The following is a 19073-nucleotide window of genomic DNA, read 5'->3' as shown; positions in this document are numbered from 1 at the left end:
GCGGCTGGTGAGAGGCACTGTGTCTAGCCCCAAGAAGGCGGACGACGCCAAGGCGGAAGTAAGCGCCAAGAAAAAGGCGGAGAACACAGCCTCGTCCCACACTCTTCTGGAAGGGCGGCTCGGGTACAAGCTTGAGTCCGCCCTTCTGGTGCGTGCACTGACCCACCGTTCGTACGCGTACGAGAACGGCGGTCTGCCGACCAACGAGCGTCTGGAGTTCCTCGGGGACTCCGTGCTCGGCCTCGTGGTCACGGACACGCTGTACACGACCCATCCCGACCTGCCCGAAGGCCAGCTGGCCAAGTTGCGGGCCGCGGTGGTCAACTCGCGTGCGCTTGCGGAGGTGGGCCGTGAGCTCGACCTCGGCTCCTTCATCCGGCTCGGCCGGGGCGAAGAGGGCACAGGTGGCCGGGACAAGGCTTCCATCCTCGCCGACACCCTTGAAGCGGTGATCGGCGCTGTCTATCTCGACCAGGGTCTGGAAGCGGCGGGCGAACTCGTTCACCGGCTCTTCGATCCCCTGATCGAGAAATCCTCGAATCTGGGTGCGGGCCTGGACTGGAAGACCAGTCTCCAGGAACTCACGGCGACCGAGGGGCTCGGAGTTCCCGAGTACCTGGTCACCGAGACCGGCCCGGACCATGAGAAGACCTTCACTGCTGCTGCCCGCGTCGGAGGCGTCTCGTACGGCACCGGCACCGGCCGCAGCAAGAAGGAGGCGGAGCAGCAGGCCGCGGAGTCCGCTTGGCGGGCCATCCGCTCCGCCGCGGACGAGCGGGCCGAGGCGGCCGCCGCCGCAGAGGTGGAAGCACCGACGGTCGCGGTCGAGGAAGAGGCCCCCGAAGCCTCCCCCACGACAGCATCCGACCCGGCCTCCGCCTGACCCACCCACAGCCCCAAGCTGTATGCACTTGCCCGCCCCCGGCCACCGGGGGCGGGCGAAGTCATTCACTGCCTCCAGGGGCGGGGGCAACGGCGCGGTCTTGCGCCTTTCGCCTCCAGGGGTGCGGGGAACGGCGCGATCTTCTGCCCTTCGCCCTCCAGGGGCGCGGGGAACCGCGCGACCGGCCCCCACCGACCCGCACCCGACAACGGCCCGCGCAGCGCAACGCACCTTCACAAGCCACCCCCTCCGGAGGAGAGCCCGTGCCAGAACTGCCCGAGGTCGAGGTAGTACGCCGAGGCCTCGACCGCTGGGTCAGCGGCCGGACCGTCGCGGACGCCCAGGTCCTGCACCCCCGCGCGGTGCGGCGCCACATCGCCGGCGGCGAGGACTTCGGAGCCCGCCTCAAGGGACACCGCATCGGACCGGTCCAGCGCCGAGGCAAGTACCTCTGGCTCCCGCTCGCGGACTCGCCGACCGCCGTCCTCGCCCACCTGGGCATGAGCGGACAGCTCCTCGTCCAGCCGCAGGACGCGGCGGACGAGAAGCACCTGCGCATCCGCGTCCGCTTCGACGACGCCCTCGGCACGGAACTCCGCTTCGTCGACCAGCGCACCTTCGGCGGGCTCTCGCTGCACGAGACCTCGCCCGACGGACTGCCCGACGTCATCGCGCACATCGCCCGTGACCCCCTGGACCCGCTGTTCGACGACGACGCGTTCCACGGGGCGCTGCGGCGCCGGCGCACGACCGTCAAACGCGCCCTGCTCGACCAGTCGTTGATCAGCGGCGTCGGCAACATCTACGCGGACGAGGCGCTCTGGCGCGCGCGGCTCCACTACGAGCGCCCCACCACCGGGTTCACGCGCCCGCGCACGGCCGAACTCCTGGGTCACGTACGGGATGTGATGAACGCGGCCCTCGCCGTCGGCGGCACCAGCTTCGACAGCCTCTACGTCAACGTGAACGGCGAGTCGGGCTACTTCGACCGCTCGCTCGACGCGTACGGACGTGAGGGCGAGCCCTGCCGGCGCTGTGGCACCGTGATGCGGCGCAGGCCCTGGATGAACCGGTCCAGCTATTTCTGCCCGCGCTGTCAGCGTCCGCCGCGCGTGGTGTCGTAGCGCTCGCGCGCCCCCAGTACCTCGTCCATGCGCCCCTCCACGAAGTGGATGAGGGCCAGCAGCCGTCCGGCGACCTCGCGGCCCAGTGGCGTCAGCTCGTAGTCCACCCGCGGCGGGTTCGTCGGCTGTGCCTCGCGGTGCACCAGCCCGTCGCGCTCCAGCGCGTGCAGGGTCTGGGAGAGCATCTTCTCGCTCACGCCGTCGACGCGCCGGCGCAGTTCGTTGAAGCGGAGTGATCCCTCGGGCAGTGCTGCCAGCGCCCCCAGTGTGAGCGCGCCCCAGCGTCCCGTGACGTGCTCAAGGGTGCCTCTGGACGGGCACGCCTTGGAGAACACGTCGTACGCGAGGTCAGGCCGCTCGGTGAGGTCCACGCCCCGAGCGTACGCCCATGCAGCGCTAACCAGAAGAGGGCACTAACCGGTAGTTAGCGCCCTCGTGGGCTAGTAGCCGAAGTCCTGCGTCCACCAGGGGCCGCCGGACGCGAAGTGCGCGCCGACGCCCAGGGTCTTGAAGTCGCAGTTCAGGATGTTCGCGCGGTGGCCGGGGCTGTTCATCCAGGCCTCCATCACCGCGGCGGCGTCGGCCTGGCCGCGGGCGATGTTCTCTCCGCCGAGGTTCGCTACGCCGAGCTTCTCCGCGCGGTCCCAGGGGGAGGCCCCGTCCGGGTCCGTGTGGTCGAAGAAGTCCCGGGCGGCCATGTCCTCGCTGAAGGCCTCGGCCAGCGAGGCCAGCGAGCTGGACGCGGTCACCGGGCTGCAGCCGGCCTTGGCCCGCTCGTCGTTGACCAGCGAGAGGACAGCCGCCTCGGCCGTGGACGGTGCGGACGCGGCCTTCGACGGTGTCGTCTCGGGAGCCTTCGTCACCGGGGCCTTCGTGGCGGGCTTCTCCGTCTTCGACTCCTCGGCGGCCGGCGCCTTGGTCGACGGCTTCGCGGAAGGCTTCTTGGCGGCCTTCTCCGGGGCCTTCGTCGGCGAGACCGACGGAGAGGGGGAGCGTTCCAGGTCGCGGCTCGTGCCCGAGTCCACGCGGTCGTCCGCGGCGCCGTTCGTGCCGCCCTGCGTCTCCACGTCGCTCGGGGTGTCCTGGGCGCGCACCTTGTCCGCGCCGCCGCCGATCGAGAGGGAGTCGCTGCCGGGTATCACGCCGGAGGCGACGGCTACGGCGCCCATCGCGACGGCGGCCGAGACGCCGAGCAGACCGGTGCGTACGGGCGTCGCGCCCTTCCTGCGGCGGCGCTGGCCCCCTCGCCGGGGACCGCGGTCGGGTGCGTAGTCGCCCGACGGGTGGCCGGCGGTCTCGTCCTCCGTGAAGAGGTAGGCGTCGCTCTTCGAGTAGAGGTCGCCCGTCTCGTGGATGCCGCCCGGCGAGTCGTACAGACCGGCGGTCGAGTACGGGCCGCCGGTCAGGTAGTCCCCGGCGGTGCGGTGGTCGCCCGCGGTGGCGTAGTCGCCCAGGCTCGCGTACTGGCTCGCGTCGTCCGGCGCGTGGCCGCCCGTGTACGGCTCGTACAAATCTGTGACCCCGGTGGCGCGGCCTGTGGCGGCGCGGCCGGCGGCGGAGCGTCGGTGGCGTCCCATCTCCTGGCCTTCCTCATCCTTGCGGTCAACGTTCCTCACCCGAACGAGTGAGGCTCATTGGGTCGGGACGGTACCCCATGGCGCAAGGGGAGGAAGTGCTCCGAGAGCAATTGGCCGGTTAGCGTGCAGCCATGAATGAGCATGCGAGGCTGGTCGCCTGGGTACGCGGGCGCGTGCAAGGAGTGGGTTTCCGCTGGTACACGCGGGCCAGGGCCCTGGAGATCGGCGGCCTGAGTGGTTTTGCTCTCAATCTTGAGGACGGACGCGTCCAGGTGGTCGCCGAGGGCCCCCGGGAGGGGTGTCAGGGGTTGCTCGACTGGCTCGTGGGGGACGACACGCCGGGCCGGGTCGACGGAGTCACTGAGATCTGGGACACGCCCCGTGGTGGTTACGAGGGCTTCGCCATCCGCTGAGGTCCACTCCGACGGGGTGTCCGCGACCCCTTCCGCAGGGAGCGCGGGGCGGGCGCCGGGCACCTGTCCCGGGGAGAAAGCACCAGGTGGTTGCCAAGAAACCCCTTGTCGTGGCAGGCTCCGCCGACAAGGATGATCTCCACGCCCCAGGGGTCCCGACAGTCAGGCAGCGCCGCCCGTTCCAAGGCCGCGCGCCGCGGGTGCCCGCCAATACGGGGTGTGATCGTGTTGACCGTCAAACTTTTTGGTGAGACGCTGAAAGTCCCCGCGCACCTTAGCTGTTTGGCATGTAAGAGCGGCAGCAAGAACCCAAGATTGCCAAGCATCGCGGGTGCGATTCCCTCACGACCCACACCGCTTCGGTCGGTCACTCAGTGTGGAGGACCATCCATCATGGCAAAGGCGCTTCTCGGTTACGTCGGCGGCTCCGACCCGCGACTCATTGCCGAGATGCGACGGCTCCAGCAGCGCGTCCAGGACCTGGAATCCGAACTCGGACGAATCCAGGCCGAGAACGACGCGCTCGCGGCTGCCGCTTCTCACGACTCGCTTCTCGACAGCATCGACGTACCCCAGGCGGAGCCTGCGCTCACCTGATCACTGAAGAGCACACGCACCACCATCAGTGAACGGGCTGCCCGTGTCAGCCGCTAACAGAGTTTCAAGGGACGCTTCGGCGTCCCTTTTTTTTCTTGACCCCCGCGTACTCCACCGCTCGCTGTTCACCCTCTTTAACGTCTGGTGTGCCCTGCACGTTCATGGGTGAAACCGAGCGTTCGTGGAGTGAGACCGACCGGTTCGACCGACCCGGGAGGTAAAGTCCGGCTGCGTGCACCTCAAGGCCCTGACCCTGCGCGGGTTCAAATCGTTCGCCTCGGCCACCACGCTGCGGTTCGAGCCGGGTATCACCTGCGTCGTGGGGCCCAACGGCTCCGGCAAGTCCAACGTCGTGGACGCCCTCAGCTGGGTCATGGGGGAGCAGGGCGCCAAGTCGCTGCGCGGCGGCAAGATGGAGGACGTCATCTTCGCCGGCACCACCGGGCGGCCCCCGCTGGGCCGCGCGGAGGTCTCGCTGACGATCGACAACTCCGACGGCGCCCTGCCCATCGAGTACGCCGAGGTCACCATCACGCGGATCATGTTCCGCAACGGCGGCAGCGAGTACCAGATCAACGGCGATACATGCCGATTGCTGGACATTCAGGAGCTGTTGTCCGACTCCGGCATCGGCCGTGAGATGCATGTCATCGTCGGGCAGGGCCAGCTCGACTCCGTCCTGCACGCCGATCCGATGGGCCGCCGCGCCTTCATCGAGGAGGCCGCGGGCGTCCTCAAGCACCGCAAGCGCAAGGAGAAGGCGCTGCGGAAGCTGGACGCGATGCAGGCCAACCTCGCGCGTGTGCAGGACCTCACGGACGAGCTGCGGCGGCAGCTGAAGCCGCTCGGCCGGCAGGCCGCCGTCGCGCGCCGGGCCGCCGTCATCCAGGCCGACCTGCGGGACGCCCGTCTGCGGCTGCTCGCCGACGATCTCGTACGCCTGAGGGGGGCGCTCCAGGCCGAGGTCGCGGACGAGGCCGCGCTCAAGGAGCGCAAGGAGGCCGCCGAGGCCGAGCTGAAGAAGGCCCTCCAGCGGGAGGCGACGCTGGAGGACGAGGTGCGGCGGCTCGCCCCGCGGCTGCAGCGGGCCCAGCAGACCTGGTACGAGCTGTCGCAGCTGGCCGAGCGGGTGCGCGGCACGGTCTCGCTGGCCGACGCCCGGGTGAAGAGCGCCACCGCCCAGCCGCCGGACGAGCGGCGCGGACGCGACCCCGAGGACATGGAGCGCGAGGCCGCGCGGGTGCGTGAGCAGGAGGCCGAGCTCGAAGCGGCTCTGGAGGCGGCCGAGCACGCCCTGGAGGACACGGTCGCCCACCGGGCCGACCTGGAGCGTGAACTGGCGGTGGAGGAGCGCCGGCTGAAGGACGTGGCCCGCGCCATCGCCGACCGCCGGGAGGGCCTGGCCCGGCTGAGCGGCCAGGTCAACGCGGCCCGCTCGCGGGCGGCCTCCGCCCAGTCCGAGATCGACCGGCTCGCCGCCGCCCGCGACGAGGCGCAGGACCGCGCGGCCACCGCCCAGGAGGAGTACGAGCAGCTCAAGGCGGAGGTCGAGGGACTGGACGCGGGTGACGAGGAACTCGCCGCACAGCACGAGGCGGCCAGGAGCTCCCTCGCCGACGCCGAGTCCGCGCTGACCGGGGCCCGCGAGGCGGCCACCGCGGCCGAACGCAGGCGCGCGGCCACCCAGGCCCGGCGCGACGCCCTGGCCCTGGGCCTGCGCCGCAAGGACGGCACCGGGGCGCTGCTCGCGGCGAAGGACCGGCTGTCGGGCCTGCTCGGCCCCGCCGCCGAACTGCTCTCCGTCACACCGGGCCACGAGGTCGCGCTGGCCGCCGCCTTCGGCGCTGCGGCGGACGCGATCGCGGTGACCACGCCCGCCTCGGCCGCTGACGCCATCCGCCTGCTCCGCAAGCAGGACGCGGGCCGGGCGGCGCTGCTGCTCGCGGGAGGGGACAGTGACGGGAGCGGGTCGGTCCCGGAACCGGCCGACCCAGCTGGTCCTGCCGACATCTCCGGTGGCCGCCCCCAGCCGCCCCCCGCCAACCCCCCGTACGCAGCCGATCTCGTGCGTGCGCCCTCCGAGCTGATGCCTGCCGTGCGGCGGCTGCTTCGGGGCATCGTCGTCGTCGGGACCCTGGAGGACGCCGAGGACCTGGTCTACGCGCGGCCCGAGCTGACCGCCGTGACCGCCGAGGGGGACCTGCTGGGGGCGCACTTCGCGCAGGGCGGTTCCGCCGGGGCGCCCAGTCTGCTCGAAGTGCAGGCGTCGGTCGACGAGGCGGCGGCCGAGCTCGAAGAACTGGGCTTGCTGTGCGAGGAGTTGAGCGAGGCCCAGCAGCGCGCCACCGAGCTGCGCCGGGAGCGGGCCGCTCTCGTCGAGGAGCTGGGCGAGCGGCGGCGCGCGGGTGAGCGGGAGAGGTCCCAGGTCGCGCAGCACCTCGGACGGCTGGCCGGGCAGGCGCGGGGCGCCGCCGGCGAGGCCGAGCGCGGCACCGCAGCGGCGGCGCGTTCGCAGGAAGCCCTCGACCGGGCCGTGGAGGAGGCTCAGGAGCTGGCCGAACGGCTCGTCGTCGCCGAGGAGATGCCGGTCGAGGAGGAGCCCGACACCTCGGTACGGGACCGGCTCGCGGCCGACGGGGCCAACGCGCGGCAGACCGAGATGGAGGCCCGGCTCCAGGTGCGTACGCACGAGGAGCGGGTCAAGGGGCTTGCCGGGCGGGCCGATTCGCTCGACCGGGCCGCGCGCGCCGAACGCGAGGCCCGGGCCCGCGCCGAGCAGCGCCGGGCGCGGCTGCGGCACGAGGCCGCGGTCGCCGAGGCCGTCGCCTCCGGCGCGCGGCAGCTGCTCGCCCACGTCGAGGTCTCCCTCGGCCGGGCGGACGAGGAGCGGACGGCCGCGGAGAGCGCCAAGGCGCGGCGCGAGCAGGATCTCGTCGTCGCCCGCAACCAGGGCCGCGACCTCAAGGGCGAGCTCGACAAGCTCACGGACTCGGTGCACCGCGGTGAGGTGCTCGGGGCCGAGAAGCGGCTGCGGATCGAGCAGTTGGAGGCGAAGGCGCTGGAGGAGCTGGGCGTCGAACCGGCGGGGCTGGTCGCGGACTTCGGGCCCACCCAGCTCGTCCCGCCGTCGCTGCCCGCCGAGGGGGAGGAGCTGCCGGACGACCCGGAGCATCCGCGCAACCAGCCGCGCCCCTTCCACCGGTCCGAGCAGGAGAAGCGGCTCAAGGCGGCCGAGCGCGCCTACCAGCAGCTCGGGAAGGTCAATCCGCTGGCGCTGGAGGAGTTCGCCGCGCTGGAGGAGCGCCACAAGTTCCTCAGCGAGCAGCTGGAGGACCTGAAGAAGACGCGTATCGATCTCCTTCAGGTGGTGAAGGAGGTCGACGAGCGGGTCGAGCAGGTCTTCACCGAGGCGTTCCGGGACACGGCGCGGGAGTTCGAAGGGGTCTTCGGGCGGCTGTTCCCGGGCGGCGACGGACGGCTGATCCTGACCGATCCCGACAACATGCTCACCACGGGTGTCGATGTGGAGGCACGGCCGCCGGGCAAGAAGGTCAAGCGGCTGTCGCTGCTGTCCGGCGGCGAGCGCTCGCTGACCGCCGTCGCGATGCTGGTGGCGATCTTCAAGGCGCGGCCCAGCCCGTTCTACGTGATGGACGAGGTCGAGGCGGCGCTCGACGACACCAACCTGCAGCGGCTGATCGGGATCATGCGCGAGCTGCAGGAGGCCTCGCAGCTGATCGTGATCACGCACCAGAAGCGGACGATGGAGGTCGCCGACGCGCTGTACGGCGTGTCCATGCAGGGCGACGGGGTGTCGAAGGTCATCAGCCAGCGACTGCGCTGACTCCCACGCCCCACGCCCCACGTCTCACGCCCCACCCCTCACCCGGCGTCCCTTCGCTCGAACGGCGGTACGAGCCGAACGCAAGCCGCATCCCGGCGGCCCGGGAACGGCTGTGGGCGCCCGACAGCGGTTGTGGCGTTCCCCGCGCGAGTTACGGGGTATCCGTAGCTACGCAGCCCCTATCTCTTCAAGTCTTGAACACAAGTCCATCACCTCGGGTGGTTCCCCGCTGCACTCCCTTACGAGGGACCCCCTCTTGACTTCGAAACTTGAAGGCATAGTCTCTGCTTCGTTGCTTTTACCTTCAGGTGGTGGGTGGCGTAAACGTGTGCGCCACTGGAGACACCGTCCGGAAGGGCTCGCCCCCACCCCCGGCAGTGAGGCCGGTGGCCCGAGGAGTTACACGTGACCAGCACAGCGCAGCCACCCCAGTCCGGAGCCCGAGGGGCTCATCCCGAGCATCTCGGGCATGTCATCTTCATCGCGGCGGCGGCCGCGATGGGCGGTTTCCTTTTCGGTTACGACAGTGCCGTGATCAATGGTGCGGTCGAGGCCATCCGTGACCGGTACGAGGTCGGCTCGGCGGCGCTGGCCCAGGTCATCGCGATCGCGTTGATCGGCTGTGCGATCGGTGCCGCGACCGCGGGCCGGATCGCGGACCGTATCGGGCGGATCCGCTGCATGCAGATCTCGGCCGTGCTGTTCACCGTCAGCGCGGTGGGTTCCGCTCTGCCTTTCGCCCTGTACGACCTGGCGTTCTGGCGGGTCATCGGCGGGTTCGCGATCGGTATGGCCTCGGTCATCGGCCCGGCCTACATCGCCGAGGTGTCCCCGGCCGCCTACCGCGGGCGGCTCGGCTCGTTCCAGCAGGCCGCGATCGTCATCGGCATCGCGATCTCGCAGCTGGTCAACTGGGGCATCCTCAACGCCGCGGACGGCGACCAGCGCGGCAAGGTCATGGGCCTGGAGGCCTGGCAGGTCATGCTCGGTGTGATGGTGATCCCGGCTGTCATCTACGGGCTGCTGTCCTTCGCGATCCCCGAGTCGCCGCGTTTCCTGATCTCCGCGAGCCGGGACGAGCGGGCCCGTGAGGTGCTGCGGGAGGTGGAGGGCGACATCGACCTGGACGCCCGCGTCGCCGAGATCGAGCACGCGATGAAGAGCGAGCACAAGTCCACCTTCAAGGACCTCCTGGGCGGCACCTTCTTCTTCAAGCCGATCGTCTGGATCGGTATCGGGCTGTCGGTGTTCCAGCAGTTCGTCGGCATCAACGTCGCGTTCTACTACTCCTCGACGCTGTGGCAGTCGGTGGGCGTGGACCCGACGGACTCGTTCCTGTACTCGTTCACCACGTCGATCATCAACATCATCGGCACCGTGATCGCCATGATCTTCGTCGACCGGATCGGGCGCCGGCCGCTCGCGCTCATCGGTTCCGTGGGCATGGTCATCGGGCTCGGTCTGGAGGCCTGGGCGTTCTCCTACGACCTCGTCGACGGCAAGCTGCCCGCCACCCAGGGCTGGGTCGCGCTGATCGCCGCCCATGTGTTCGTGCTCTTCTTCGCCCTCTCGTGGGGTGTCGTGGTGTGGGTCTTCCTCGGTGAGATGTTCCCGAACAAGCTCCGGGCCGCCGCGCTGGGTGTCGCCGCCGCCGCGCAGTGGATCGCCAACTGGGCCATCACCGCGAGCTTCCCGTCACTGGCCGACTGGAACCTCTCCATGACCTACGTGATCTACACGGTCTTCGCCGCGCTCTCCATCCCGTTCGTGCTCAAGTTCGTCAAGGAGACGAAGGGCAAGACCCTGGAGGAGATGGGCTGACCCGTCACCTGAACCCGGGGAGACGGGCCAAGTCCCCGCTGCCCTTCTCCCTGTACTCGTAAGAGGGCGTGCCGCCCCGGTTCGAAGGCCTACAGGGCCTTGAGCCGGGGCAGCACGTTTTCGCAGAACAGATGCATGCTGCGCCACCCCTCGTCGACGGACATCCCGCCGGACAGCGGATGCAGTACATAGCTGTCGAGGCCCTGCGCCAGACACTCCTCCGGCGTCACGATCCGGTAGACACCCTCGGCGCGCAGCTCCTCCACCGTCGTGGCCGCCGACTTCACCGCCGAGCGGATGTCGGAGGACTGCCAGGAGGCGTACGTCCGCGCCTCGTGCAGGAAGTGCTCGCCGTGTTCGGCCCAGACGCGGTCCGGGTCCTCGGCGAGGTGCAGCAGCGGGGTCACCGCCGCGGGCATCATGGTCCAGCCCTGGGTGCCGTACTCGACGAGCCGCTCCTTGTAGTAGGCCTCAAGGTCCGGCAGATGCGCGCTGGGGAAGAACGGCAGCCCGAGCCGCGCCGCGCGCCGGGCCGCCGCTTTGGAGGAGCCGCCCACCAGCAGCAGCGGGTGCGGATCCGAGAACGGCCGGGGAGTGACCCGTACGGTACGGCCGCGGTACTCGAAGTCCTCGCCGGTCCACGCCTTCAGCAGGGTCTCCAGGAGCTCGTCCTGGAGGGCGCCGCGCCGCTTCCAGTCCACGTCGAAGAGCGCGTACTCCTCGGGGCGGTAGCCGATGCCCGCCACCGTGACGAGCCGGCCGCCGCTGAGGAGGTCGAGCACGGCGATGTCCTCGGCCAGGCGCAGCGGATCGTGCAGCGGGCCGATGATCGCCGAGACCGTGACGGCGATCTTCCGGGTCGCGCCGAAGACCGCGCCCGCGAAGGTGAACGGCGAGGGCAGCCAGTTGTTGGCGGCGCCGTGGTGCTCCTCGGTCTGCACGGTGGTCATGCCGCGGTCGTCGGCGTAAGCGGCCATCTCCAGCGCGGCCTTGTAGCGCTCACTGAGCGAGGCCGCCGTGGCGCCGGGTTCGACGAGGTTGAAACGTACGACCGTTACGGGCATGGGAAAGTCCCCCTTCGCCGAGCGGGTGGGGTGCCGGTGACTCCGGCGCATGGCTCCGGTGCAGGGGGACGGTAGCTGACGGAACGTCAGACGGCCAGAGGGGCGGGCTCCCCGACGGGCTCCGGTGCGGGTACGGCCACCGCGGGCTTGGGCAGCAGGGCGTACAGCGCGAAGGACACGACGGTCGTGGCCACCCAGCCCAGGCCGTTCTCGCCGACCGGATTGCCCGAGGCCAGCGGTCCGGTGAACCAGTCGGACGTGGTGAAGAGGAGCCCGGCGGCCAGACCCGCCGCCCAGGCGGCCACCGCGGCCGGGGCGAAGCCGCCCCGGTACCAGTAGGCGCTGGTGCGGGTGGTGTCGAGCAGCGCCTTCGCGTCGTACTCCCGGCGGCGCAGCATGTCCGCGCCGAAGACGCCGACCCAGGCCGAGAACGCGACCGCGAGCATCGACAGGAACGCGATGAACGACCCCATGAAGCCGGTGGCGGCGAGCATCAGGACACCGCCGAGGACCAGCGAGATCACGGCGTTGACCGAGACCGCCCAGTGCCGCGGCATCCGGAAGCCGAGGGTCTGCGCGGTGAAGCCCGCCGAGTACATCGACATCGCGTTGATCAGGAGCATCCCGATCAGGGCGATCAGCAGGTACGGGACCGCGATCCACAGCGGCAGGATCTCGCCGAGGAACGACACCGGGTCGGCGGCCGAGGCCAGGTCGGGCGTGGAGACCGCCATGACCGCACCCATCAGGACCATCGGCAGTACGACGATGCCGGCGCCGCCCACGGACGTCCCGACGATCGCCTTCGAGGAGGCCGTGCGCGGGAGGTAGCGGGTGAAGTCGGGGGAGGAGGGCGCCCAGCTGATGCCGCCCGCAGCGAGCAGCCCGACCCCCGTGACCATCAGGGACGTCGGCCCCGCGCCCTGCCCGAGGACCCTGCTCCAGTCGGTGTCCACGAGCAGATGTCCGAGGACGAGGACGGAGAAGCCGCCGAAAAGGTAGCTCGCGTACTTGTTGCACGTCCGTACGGCGTTGATGCCGAGCCCCGAGATCGCGAAGGTGGTGATCACGAAGAGCAGCAGCGTCACGATGGTCAGGAGCGTGTTGCCGCGGACGCCGAAGAGGATGTCGAGCACGGTGAGCAGGGCGTAGGCGCCGGTCACCGCGTTGATCGTCTCCCAGCCCCAGCGGGCGACCCAGATGAGCGAGCCCGGCAGCAGATTGCCGCGCTGGCCGAAGACCGCCCGGGAGAGCATCATGCCGGGCGCGCCGCCCCGCTTCCCGGCGATCCCGATCAGCCCCACCAGCCCGTACGACACGACGGGCGCCACCGTGGCCACCACCAGCGCCTGCCAGAGGTTCAGCCCGTACGAGACGACGAGGCTGGCACCCATCGTGAGGAGCAGCACGCTGATGTTGGCGGCGACCCAGGTGGGGAAGAGCTCGCGGGTGCGGGCGGTGCGCTCCGCCTCCGGCACGGGTTCGATGCCACGCGTTTCCAGACCACGCGTTTCCAGGGTGCCGTCGTGCGGGGTGGGGCTCATGGAGGTGGGGCTCCGTGCCGTGGGGGCGAGACCGTGAGGGACGAGGAATCATCGTACTTTAGACCGACTGATTCCCTCAAACGGCTTATGTCCTTCGGAGGAAAACACAAGCAGTAGCCGTTCGGGGCCCATGGCCGATACTGGGTGCGTTATGGAAATCGTCATCCTTGCTGTAGTCATCGCCGTGGTCGTGATCGGCGCGCTCGGCGGGCTCGTCATCGGCAGCCGCAGGCGCAAGCAGCTGCCCCCGCCGCCCCCCGCCGCCCCCGACATCACGGCTCCGCCGGCCGAGCCGCACATCGGCGACGAGGCCGAGACGCCGCGCGACGAACCGCGCCGCACGATAGAGGAGGTGGATCTTCCGGACACCTCGGCGACCGCTCCGGTCGTCGTAGCACCCCCGATCGAGGTCCCGGAACCGACCGCGGGGCGCCTGGTACGCCTGCGCGCCCGGCTCTCCCGCTCACAGAACGCGCTCGGCAAGGGGCTCCTCACGCTCCTCGCACGCGAGCACCTCGACGAGGACACCTGGGAGGAGATCGAGGACACGCTGCTCACCGCAGACGTCGGCGTGCAGCCCACCCAGGAACTGGTCGAGCGGCTGCGCGAGCGCGTGAAGGTGCTCGGCACCCGGACGCCCGAGGAGCTGCGCAGCCTGCTGCGCGAGGAGCTGCTCACGCTACTGGTGCCCGACTTCGACCGCACGGTGCACACCGAGTCCCCGCTGGACACCCCCGGCATCGTGATGGTCGTCGGCGTCAACGGCACCGGCAAGACCACCACCACCGGCAAGCTCGCGCGCGTGCTCGTCGCCGACGGCAAGCACGTACTGCTGGGCGCGGCCGACACCTTCCGTGCCGCCGCCGCCGACCAGCTGCAGACCTGGGGCGAGCGCGTCGGGGCCCGCACCGTACGCGGGCCCGAGGGCGGCGACCCCGCCTCGATCGCCTTCGACGCGGTCAAGGAAGGCATCCAGGAGGGTGCCGACGTCGTGCTCATCGACACGGCGGGCCGGCTGCACACCAAGACCGGCCTCATGGACGAACTCGGCAAGGTCAAGCGCGTCGTCGAGAAGCACGCCCCGCTCGACGAGGTGCTGCTCGTCCTGGACGCCACCACCGGTCAGAACGGCCTGGTGCAGGCTCGCGTCTTCGCCGAGGTCGTCAACATCACCGGCATCGTCCTGACCAAGCTCGACGGCACGGCCAAGGGCGGCATCGTCATCGCCGTCCAGCGTGAACTGGGCGTCCCCGTCAAGCTCATCGGTCTGGGCGAGGGCGCGGACGACCTGGCCCCGTTCGAGCCGGAGGCGTTCGTGGATGCCCTTATCGGAGAGTGAGTACGCCTCACGCGCGGACGTGAGTGATGAAGGGCCCCACTCCATGGTGCAGATGGAGTGGGGCCCTTCCGTATCGGCAGGCCTCTGTGGAGGAGGCCTGTGCCGACAGGTCTCTGCGTGGATCTGTGCGTCAGGGTCTGTGCGTCGGGCCTGTGTGTCAGGTCGGTGCCGCCAGGCCTAGGCGCGTGACCGGTGGGCCACGTACGCCAGCGTCCCCAGCAGCAGTCGCGCGGCCGGTGGCTTCGTCGCCGAGTCGAGTGCGGGGGAGCGGAGCCAGCGGACCGGGCCGAGTCCGCCGCGGTCGGAGGGCGGCGCCGTGATGTGCGTACCGGGACCCAGGCCGTGCAGGTCGAGCGCGGCGTCGTCCCAGCCCATGCGGTAGAGCAGCTCGGGCAGTTCGGCCGCGGCGCCCGGCGCGACGAAGAAGTGGGCGCGGCCCTCGGGGGTGACGGCCACGGGGCCCAGGGGGAGCCCCATCCGTTCGAGCCGGACCAGGGCCCGGCGGCCTGCGGACTCGGCGACCTCGATGACGTCGAAGGCGCGGCCCACGGGGAGCATCACCGAGGCGCCGGGGAATTCGCCCCAGGCATCCGTCACCTCGTCCAGCGTGGCCCGCGCCGGGACGACGGGCGCGAAGTCCAGGGGATGCGCGCCGCGCCGGGAGCAGTCCGCCCGGCCGCACGAGCAGGCGCCCGCGGCAGTCCGGGCGCCGGGCACCACGTCCCAGCCCCACAGCCCGGTGAACTCGGCCACGGCGGTGCACTCTGAGGAGCGGCCGCGGCGACGCGAGCCGGACCGAATTTCGCGGATGCCGCCGATCGTGAAGCCCATGCCCCCTCCAACGGGTCCAGCGCGCGCGTGGTTACGTCACGGAATCAAGTCGTAACTCTCAGTTCCCATCGGTGTGCCGTTCAAATGCGGCGCCCGGTTGTGCCACGGGTGGTGCGACGGGCTTCGTGCGCCCCGATGTGCATCGTTGCGCCCACTCTCGGCCGTCATGTGTCAAGTGAATCGCGGAGCGGCCACCGCGAGTTCATTCGAAGGGGTGGCGAATGGTGGCGTTTCAGGGATCGCCATGGCTGGAGCGGTGATCGTAGGATTACTGTGAGTGCACGAGTCCTGGGGACGCATGCACTTGTGGGTATGCCGGAGGCAACCCGGCTTCCCGTTCGATGGGTGAGAACAGCCGGACGGGCGGCCCTGTTTACCGGCATTCTGGTAGGGCTTGGCGCATACAGCGCGCAAGTGGGTTCAGGGATGGGGGCGTTCCAGTGGGCGGCAACGGCGGAAGCGGGAGGACCGCGACTGGCACGGACAAGCGCCCCAATGAGTTGTTGGGCTCGTGGTTCGTGCGCAGCGGCTGGTCCAAGGGCGAGCTGGCACGCCAGGTGAACCGCAGAGCACGCCAGTTGGGCGCCAACCACATCTCGACGGACACCTCGCGCGTCCGCCGCTGGCTCGACGGGGAGAACCCCCGCGAGCCGATCCCGCGCATCCTCTCCGAGCTGTTCTCCGAGCGTTTCGGCTGTGTCGTCGCCGTCGAGGACCTGGGCCTGCGCGCCGCGCACCGGTCACCGTCCGTGTCGGGCGTCGATCTGCCCTGGACCGGTCCCCAGACCGTCGCCCTGATCAGCGAGTTCTCCCGCAGCGACCTCATGCTGGCGCGCCGCGGATTCCTCGGCACCTCCCTGGTCCTCTCCGCCGGCCCCACGCTCATCGAGCCCATGCAGCGCTGGCTGGTGCCCAGCCCCACCGCCCCCCGCGCGGAGCCCGCGCTCTCCGCCGCCGCCTCCCGCCGCCCCGGCCGGCTCTCCCAGCCCGAGCTGGACCTCCTCGAATCCACCACCGTCATGTTCCGCCAGTGGGACGCCCAGTGCGGCGGCGGCCTGCGCCGCAAAGCGGTCGTCGGCCAGTTGCACGAGGTGACCGACCTGCTCCAGGAGCCCCAGCCCGAGGCCACCACGAGGCGGCTGTTCAAGGTCGCCGCCGAACTGGCCGAGCTGGCCGGCTGGATGAGCTACGACGTGGGGCTCCAGCCCACCGCCCAGAAGTACTTCGTCCTCGCCCTGCACGCCGCCAAGGAAGCCGCCGACCGGCCGCTGGGCTCGTACATCCTCTCCAGCATGAGCCGCCAGATGATCCACCTGGGCCGGCCCGACGACGCGCTGGAGCTGATCCACCTCGCCCAGTACGGCAGCCGGGACTGCGCGAGCCCCCGCACCCAGTCCATGCTGTATGCGATGGAGGCCCGCGCCTACGCCAACATGGGGCAGCCCGGAAAGTGCAAGCGGGCCGTGCGGATGGCCGAGGACACCTTCGAGGACGCCGAGGAGTTCGGCGAGCCCGAGCCCGACTGGATCCGCTTCTTCTCCGAGGCCGAACTGCACGGCGAGAACTCCCACTCCTACCGCGACCTCGCCTACGTCGCGGGCCGCAGCCCCGCGTACGCGTCGCTGGCCGAGCCCGTCATGCAGAAGGCCGTCGACCTCTTCGAGAAGGACACCGAACACCAGCGTTCATACGCGCTCAACCTCGTCGGAATGGGCACGGTGCACCTGCTCCGACGGGAACCCGAGCAGAGCACGGTCCTGGTGCGCAAGGCCCTCGCGATCGCCAAGAAGGTGCGCTCCGAGCGGGTCAACACTCGTATCCGAAAAACCGTCGACACGGCCGTCCGCGACTTCGGGGACCTCGCCGCCGTCGTGGATCTGACCGACCAGCTCGCCATCGACCTGCCCGAGACCGCAGAGGCGGTCTGACCCCCAGTACGCCGGCCGCGACCGCCGTCCATAACAGCCCGACTCGGCTCCCCCATGCCAGGTCATCGGACGGACGGCCGCGGCCGGTCCCTCTTTGCGCCTGGACCGGCGCCGCTCTCGCGGAGGCGGCTGAGCGCCGTCGGGGTTGCGCAATCGGTGGCTCGGGTCCGTGTCTGTTCACGACTTCGGACGAGGCCGGGGAAGGTTGCGCCACGATAACGATCGGAGGCACCACAATCCGGCGGTTCATCGACGCGTAACACGCACGTTCTCTTCGTCACCCGGGCGAAACATGCAGGGGCGCCGGTCGAAACCGCGCTGCGCCAATCTCTGGCACATAACCGGCCCACCCCTCACAACCGCTCATGGCTTCGCCCGCACGGGGCCGTACCAACGACGAGGAGACGCCGATGGCACCAGCCATCACGCTTGCCGCAGACGCTCCCACGCTGTCTGCCGCCAACACCGGGTTCATGCTCATCTGCTCCGCCCTGGTGCTGATCATGACTCCCGGTCTCGCCTTCTTCTACGGAGGCATGGTCAGGGTCAAGAGCACCTTGAACATGTTGATGATGAGCTTCATCAGCATGGGGATCATCACGATCCTGTGGGTGCTCTACGGCTTCTCGCTCGCCTTCGGTACCGACTCGGGCGGCATCGTCGGCTGGTCCTCCGACTTCGTGGGCCTCAGCGGCATCGGGAAGATGGAGCTCTGGGACGGTTACACCATCCCGATCTACGTCTTCGCCGTCTTCCAGCTGATGTTCGCGATCATCACGCCCGCCCTGATAAGCGGCGCGCTCGCGGACCGCGTGAAGTTCACCGCCTGGTCCCTGTTCATCGCCCTGTGGGCCACGGTCGTGTACTTCCCGGTCGCCCACTGGGTCTGGGGCACCGGCGGCTGGGCCTTCGAGCTCGGCGTCATCGACTTCGCCGGCGGTACGGCGGTCCACATCAACGCGGGCGCCGCCGCGCTCGGTGTCATCCTCGTCATCGGCAAGCGCGTCGGGTTCAAGAAGGACCCGATGCGCCCGCACAGCCTCCCGCTGGTGATGCTCGGCGCCGGTCTGCTGTGGTTCGGCTGGTTCGGGTTCAACGCCGGCTCCTGGCTCGGCAACGACGACGGCGTCGGCGCGCTGATGTTCGTCAACACGCAGGTCGCCACCGCCGCCGCCATGCTGGCCTGGCTCGCCTACGAGAAGATCCGCCACGGCGCGTTCACCACCCTCGGTGCCGCCTCCGGCGCGGTCGCCGGTCTGGTCGCGATCACCCCGTCCGGCGGCGCGGTCTCCCCGCTCGGCGCGATCGCGGTGGGCGTCATCGCCGGTGTGCTCTGCGCCATGGCTGTCGGCCTCAAGTACAAGTTCGGCTACGACGACTCGCTCGACGTCGTCGGTGTCCACCTCGTCGGCGGTGTCGCGGGATCCCTGCTGATCGGCTTCTTCGCCACCGGCGGCGGCCAGTCCGACGTCGCGGGCCTCTTCTACGGCGGCGGCCTCGACCAGTTCTGGAAGCAGTGCGCCGGTGTCTTCGGTGTCCTCGCCTACTCCCTCGTGGCCTCCGCGGTCCTCGCCTTCCTGATCGACAAGACGATCGGGATGCGCGTTCCCGAGGACGTCGAGGTCGCGGGCATCGACCAGGCCGAGCACGCCGAGACCGCATACGACTTCAGCGGCGCCGGCGGCGGCTCCGCACGCACCTCGGCCACGGGCCCGGTCGCCGAATCCGCGAGCAAGAAGGTGGACGCATGAAGCTCATCACCGCCGTCGTCAAGCCCCACCGGCTCGACGAGATCAAGGAGGCCCTCCAGGCCTTCGGCGTCCACGGACTCACGGTCACCGAGGCGAGCGGTTACGGTCGTCAGCGGGGCCACACCGAGGTCTACCGCGGTGCCGAGTACACCGTCGACCTCGTTCCCAAGATCCGTATCGAGGTACTGGTCGAGGACGATGACGCCGAGCAGCTGCTCGACGTCATCGTGAAGGCGGCCCGTACCGGCAAGATCGGAGACGGCAAGGTCTGGTCCGTCCCGGTCGACACGGCGGTCCGGGTCCGGACCGGCGAGCGCGGACCCGACGCGCTGTAGACAGAAGACGAACAGGAGCCAC

The 19073-nt window shown here is 70.2% G+C and carries 15 protein-coding genes; 10 read left to right on the top strand and 5 right to left on the bottom strand.

Features of this window, described 5'->3' with window-relative positions; all coding sequences use genetic code 11:
* Positions 1–7: 7 nt before the first annotated feature.
* A complete protein-coding gene (gene rnc, locus OHS59_RS13915) occupies positions 8–883 on the top strand; it encodes a ribonuclease III (RefSeq protein WP_328493723.1) in 876 nt (291 codons plus the stop codon).
* Between the two features lie 263 nt (positions 884–1146).
* Positions 1147–2007: a bifunctional DNA-formamidopyrimidine glycosylase/DNA-(apurinic or apyrimidinic site) lyase gene (mutM, locus tag OHS59_RS13910; protein ID WP_328493722.1), complete on the top strand. Its 861-nt coding sequence runs from the start codon at positions 1147–1149 to the stop codon at positions 2005–2007.
* Here the strand turns inward: mutM and OHS59_RS13905 are convergent.
* Both OHS59_RS13905 and OHS59_RS13900 read right to left on the bottom strand, forming a co-directional pair.
* Positions 1980–2378, bottom strand: a complete 399-nt coding sequence (locus OHS59_RS13905) for a winged helix-turn-helix transcriptional regulator (protein WP_328493721.1) — start codon at positions 2376–2378, stop codon at positions 1980–1982. The two genes, mutM and OHS59_RS13905, sit on opposite strands and share 28 nt — an antisense overlap.
* 69 nt (positions 2379–2447) lie before the next feature.
* The gene (locus OHS59_RS13900; RefSeq protein ID WP_328493720.1) at positions 2448–3584 is read right to left on the bottom strand and encodes a CAP domain-containing protein; all 1137 of its coding nucleotides are present in this window, start codon (positions 3582–3584) and stop codon (positions 2448–2450) included.
* A 131-nt stretch (positions 3585–3715) separates the two neighbouring features.
* On the opposite strand from OHS59_RS13900, the gene OHS59_RS13895 reads away from it, so the two are divergent.
* The 4 genes from OHS59_RS13895 (at position 3716) to OHS59_RS13880 (ending at position 10259) form a co-directional block, all read left to right on the top strand.
* Positions 3716–3997, top strand: a complete 282-nt coding sequence (locus OHS59_RS13895; RefSeq protein ID WP_328493719.1) for an acylphosphatase — start codon at positions 3716–3718, stop codon at positions 3995–3997.
* 393 nt (positions 3998–4390) lie between these two features.
* Entirely contained in the window at positions 4391–4594 is a 204-nt protein-coding gene (locus OHS59_RS13890; protein ID WP_314412480.1) for a hypothetical protein, read from the top strand.
* A 232-nt stretch (positions 4595–4826) separates the two neighbouring features.
* Complete coding sequence (gene smc / locus OHS59_RS13885) at positions 4827–8438, top strand: chromosome segregation protein SMC (protein WP_328493718.1); 3612 nt, start codon at positions 4827–4829, stop codon at positions 8436–8438.
* A 405-nt stretch (positions 8439–8843) separates the two neighbouring features.
* Entirely contained in the window at positions 8844–10259 is a 1416-nt protein-coding gene (locus OHS59_RS13880; RefSeq protein WP_328493717.1) for a sugar porter family MFS transporter, read from the top strand.
* A gap of 89 nt (positions 10260–10348) precedes the next feature.
* On the opposite strand, the gene OHS59_RS13875 is transcribed toward OHS59_RS13880, so the two are convergent.
* Together OHS59_RS13875 and OHS59_RS13870 are read right to left on the bottom strand one after the other, a co-directional pair.
* On the bottom strand, positions 10349–11323 hold the full coding sequence (locus OHS59_RS13875; protein ID WP_328493716.1) for an LLM class flavin-dependent oxidoreductase: 975 nt from the start codon (positions 11321–11323) through the stop codon (positions 10349–10351).
* 86 nt (positions 11324–11409) lie between these two features.
* A complete protein-coding gene (locus tag OHS59_RS13870; RefSeq protein ID WP_328493715.1) occupies positions 11410–12867 on the bottom strand; it encodes a cytosine permease in 1458 nt (485 codons plus the stop codon).
* Between the two features lie 151 nt (positions 12868–13018).
* Here OHS59_RS13870 and ftsY point away from each other — a divergent pair, with 151 nt between their 5' ends.
* Positions 13019–14206 (top strand): signal recognition particle-docking protein FtsY, encoded by a 1188-nt coding sequence (ftsY, locus tag OHS59_RS13865; protein ID WP_328493714.1) that lies wholly within the window; start codon positions 13019–13021, stop codon positions 14204–14206.
* Between the two features lie 177 nt (positions 14207–14383).
* Here the strand turns inward: ftsY and OHS59_RS13860 are convergent, their stop codons facing one another.
* Positions 14384–15037 carry a bifunctional DNA primase/polymerase gene (locus tag OHS59_RS13860; RefSeq protein WP_328493713.1) on the bottom strand — a complete coding sequence of 218 codons (654 nt, stop codon included), beginning with the start codon at positions 15035–15037 and terminating at the stop codon, positions 14384–14386.
* A gap of 440 nt (positions 15038–15477) precedes the next feature.
* On the opposite strand from OHS59_RS13860, the gene nsdA reads away from it, so the two are divergent.
* From nsdA to OHS59_RS13845, 3 genes are all read left to right on the top strand, one after another.
* A complete protein-coding gene (nsdA, locus tag OHS59_RS13855; RefSeq protein ID WP_328493712.1) occupies positions 15478–16965 on the top strand; it encodes a transcriptional repressor NsdA in 1488 nt (495 codons plus the stop codon).
* Between the two features lie 410 nt (positions 16966–17375).
* A complete protein-coding gene (locus OHS59_RS13850; protein ID WP_328493711.1) occupies positions 17376–18716 on the top strand; it encodes an ammonium transporter in 1341 nt (446 codons plus the stop codon).
* On the top strand, positions 18713–19051 hold the full coding sequence (locus tag OHS59_RS13845) for a P-II family nitrogen regulator (protein WP_143640660.1): 339 nt from the start codon (positions 18713–18715) through the stop codon (positions 19049–19051). The genes OHS59_RS13850 and OHS59_RS13845 overlap by 4 nt, the downstream gene beginning before the upstream one ends.
* Positions 19052–19073: the final 22 nt, after the last annotated feature.

It is taken from the genome of Streptomyces sp. NBC_00414, from assembly GCF_036038375.1.
Lineage (GTDB): Bacteria > Actinomycetota > Actinomycetes > Streptomycetales > Streptomycetaceae > Streptomyces.
Note: the sequence above shows the minus strand (reverse complement) of the source record. Positions and strands in the feature narration are given on the sequence as shown.

Excerpts from the sequence above, each read along its gene's own strand:
- OHS59_RS13860 (WP_328493713.1), bottom strand. The coding sequence starts at position 15,037 with ATGGGCTTCACGATCGGCGGCATCCGCGAAATTCGGTCCGGCTCGCGT.
- OHS59_RS13870 (WP_328493715.1), bottom strand. The coding sequence starts at position 12,867 with ATGAGCCCCACCCCGCACGACGGCACCCTGGAAACGCGTGGTCTGGAA.
- OHS59_RS13850 (WP_328493711.1), top strand. The coding sequence starts at position 17,376 with ATGGCACCAGCCATCACGCTTGCCGCAGACGCTCCCACGCTGTCTGCC.
- OHS59_RS13875 (WP_328493716.1), bottom strand. The coding sequence starts at position 11,323 with ATGCCCGTAACGGTCGTACGTTTCAACCTCGTCGAACCCGGCGCCACG.
- OHS59_RS13845 (WP_143640660.1), top strand. The coding sequence starts at position 18,713 with ATGAAGCTCATCACCGCCGTCGTCAAGCCCCACCGGCTCGACGAGATC.
- OHS59_RS13900 (WP_328493720.1), bottom strand. The coding sequence starts at position 3,584 with ATGGGACGCCACCGACGCTCCGCCGCCGGCCGCGCCGCCACAGGCCGC.
- ftsY (WP_328493714.1), top strand. The coding sequence starts at position 13,019 with ATGGAAATCGTCATCCTTGCTGTAGTCATCGCCGTGGTCGTGATCGGC.
- OHS59_RS13890 (WP_314412480.1), top strand. The coding sequence starts at position 4,391 with ATGGCAAAGGCGCTTCTCGGTTACGTCGGCGGCTCCGACCCGCGACTC.
- OHS59_RS13895 (WP_328493719.1), top strand. The coding sequence starts at position 3,716 with ATGAATGAGCATGCGAGGCTGGTCGCCTGGGTACGCGGGCGCGTGCAA.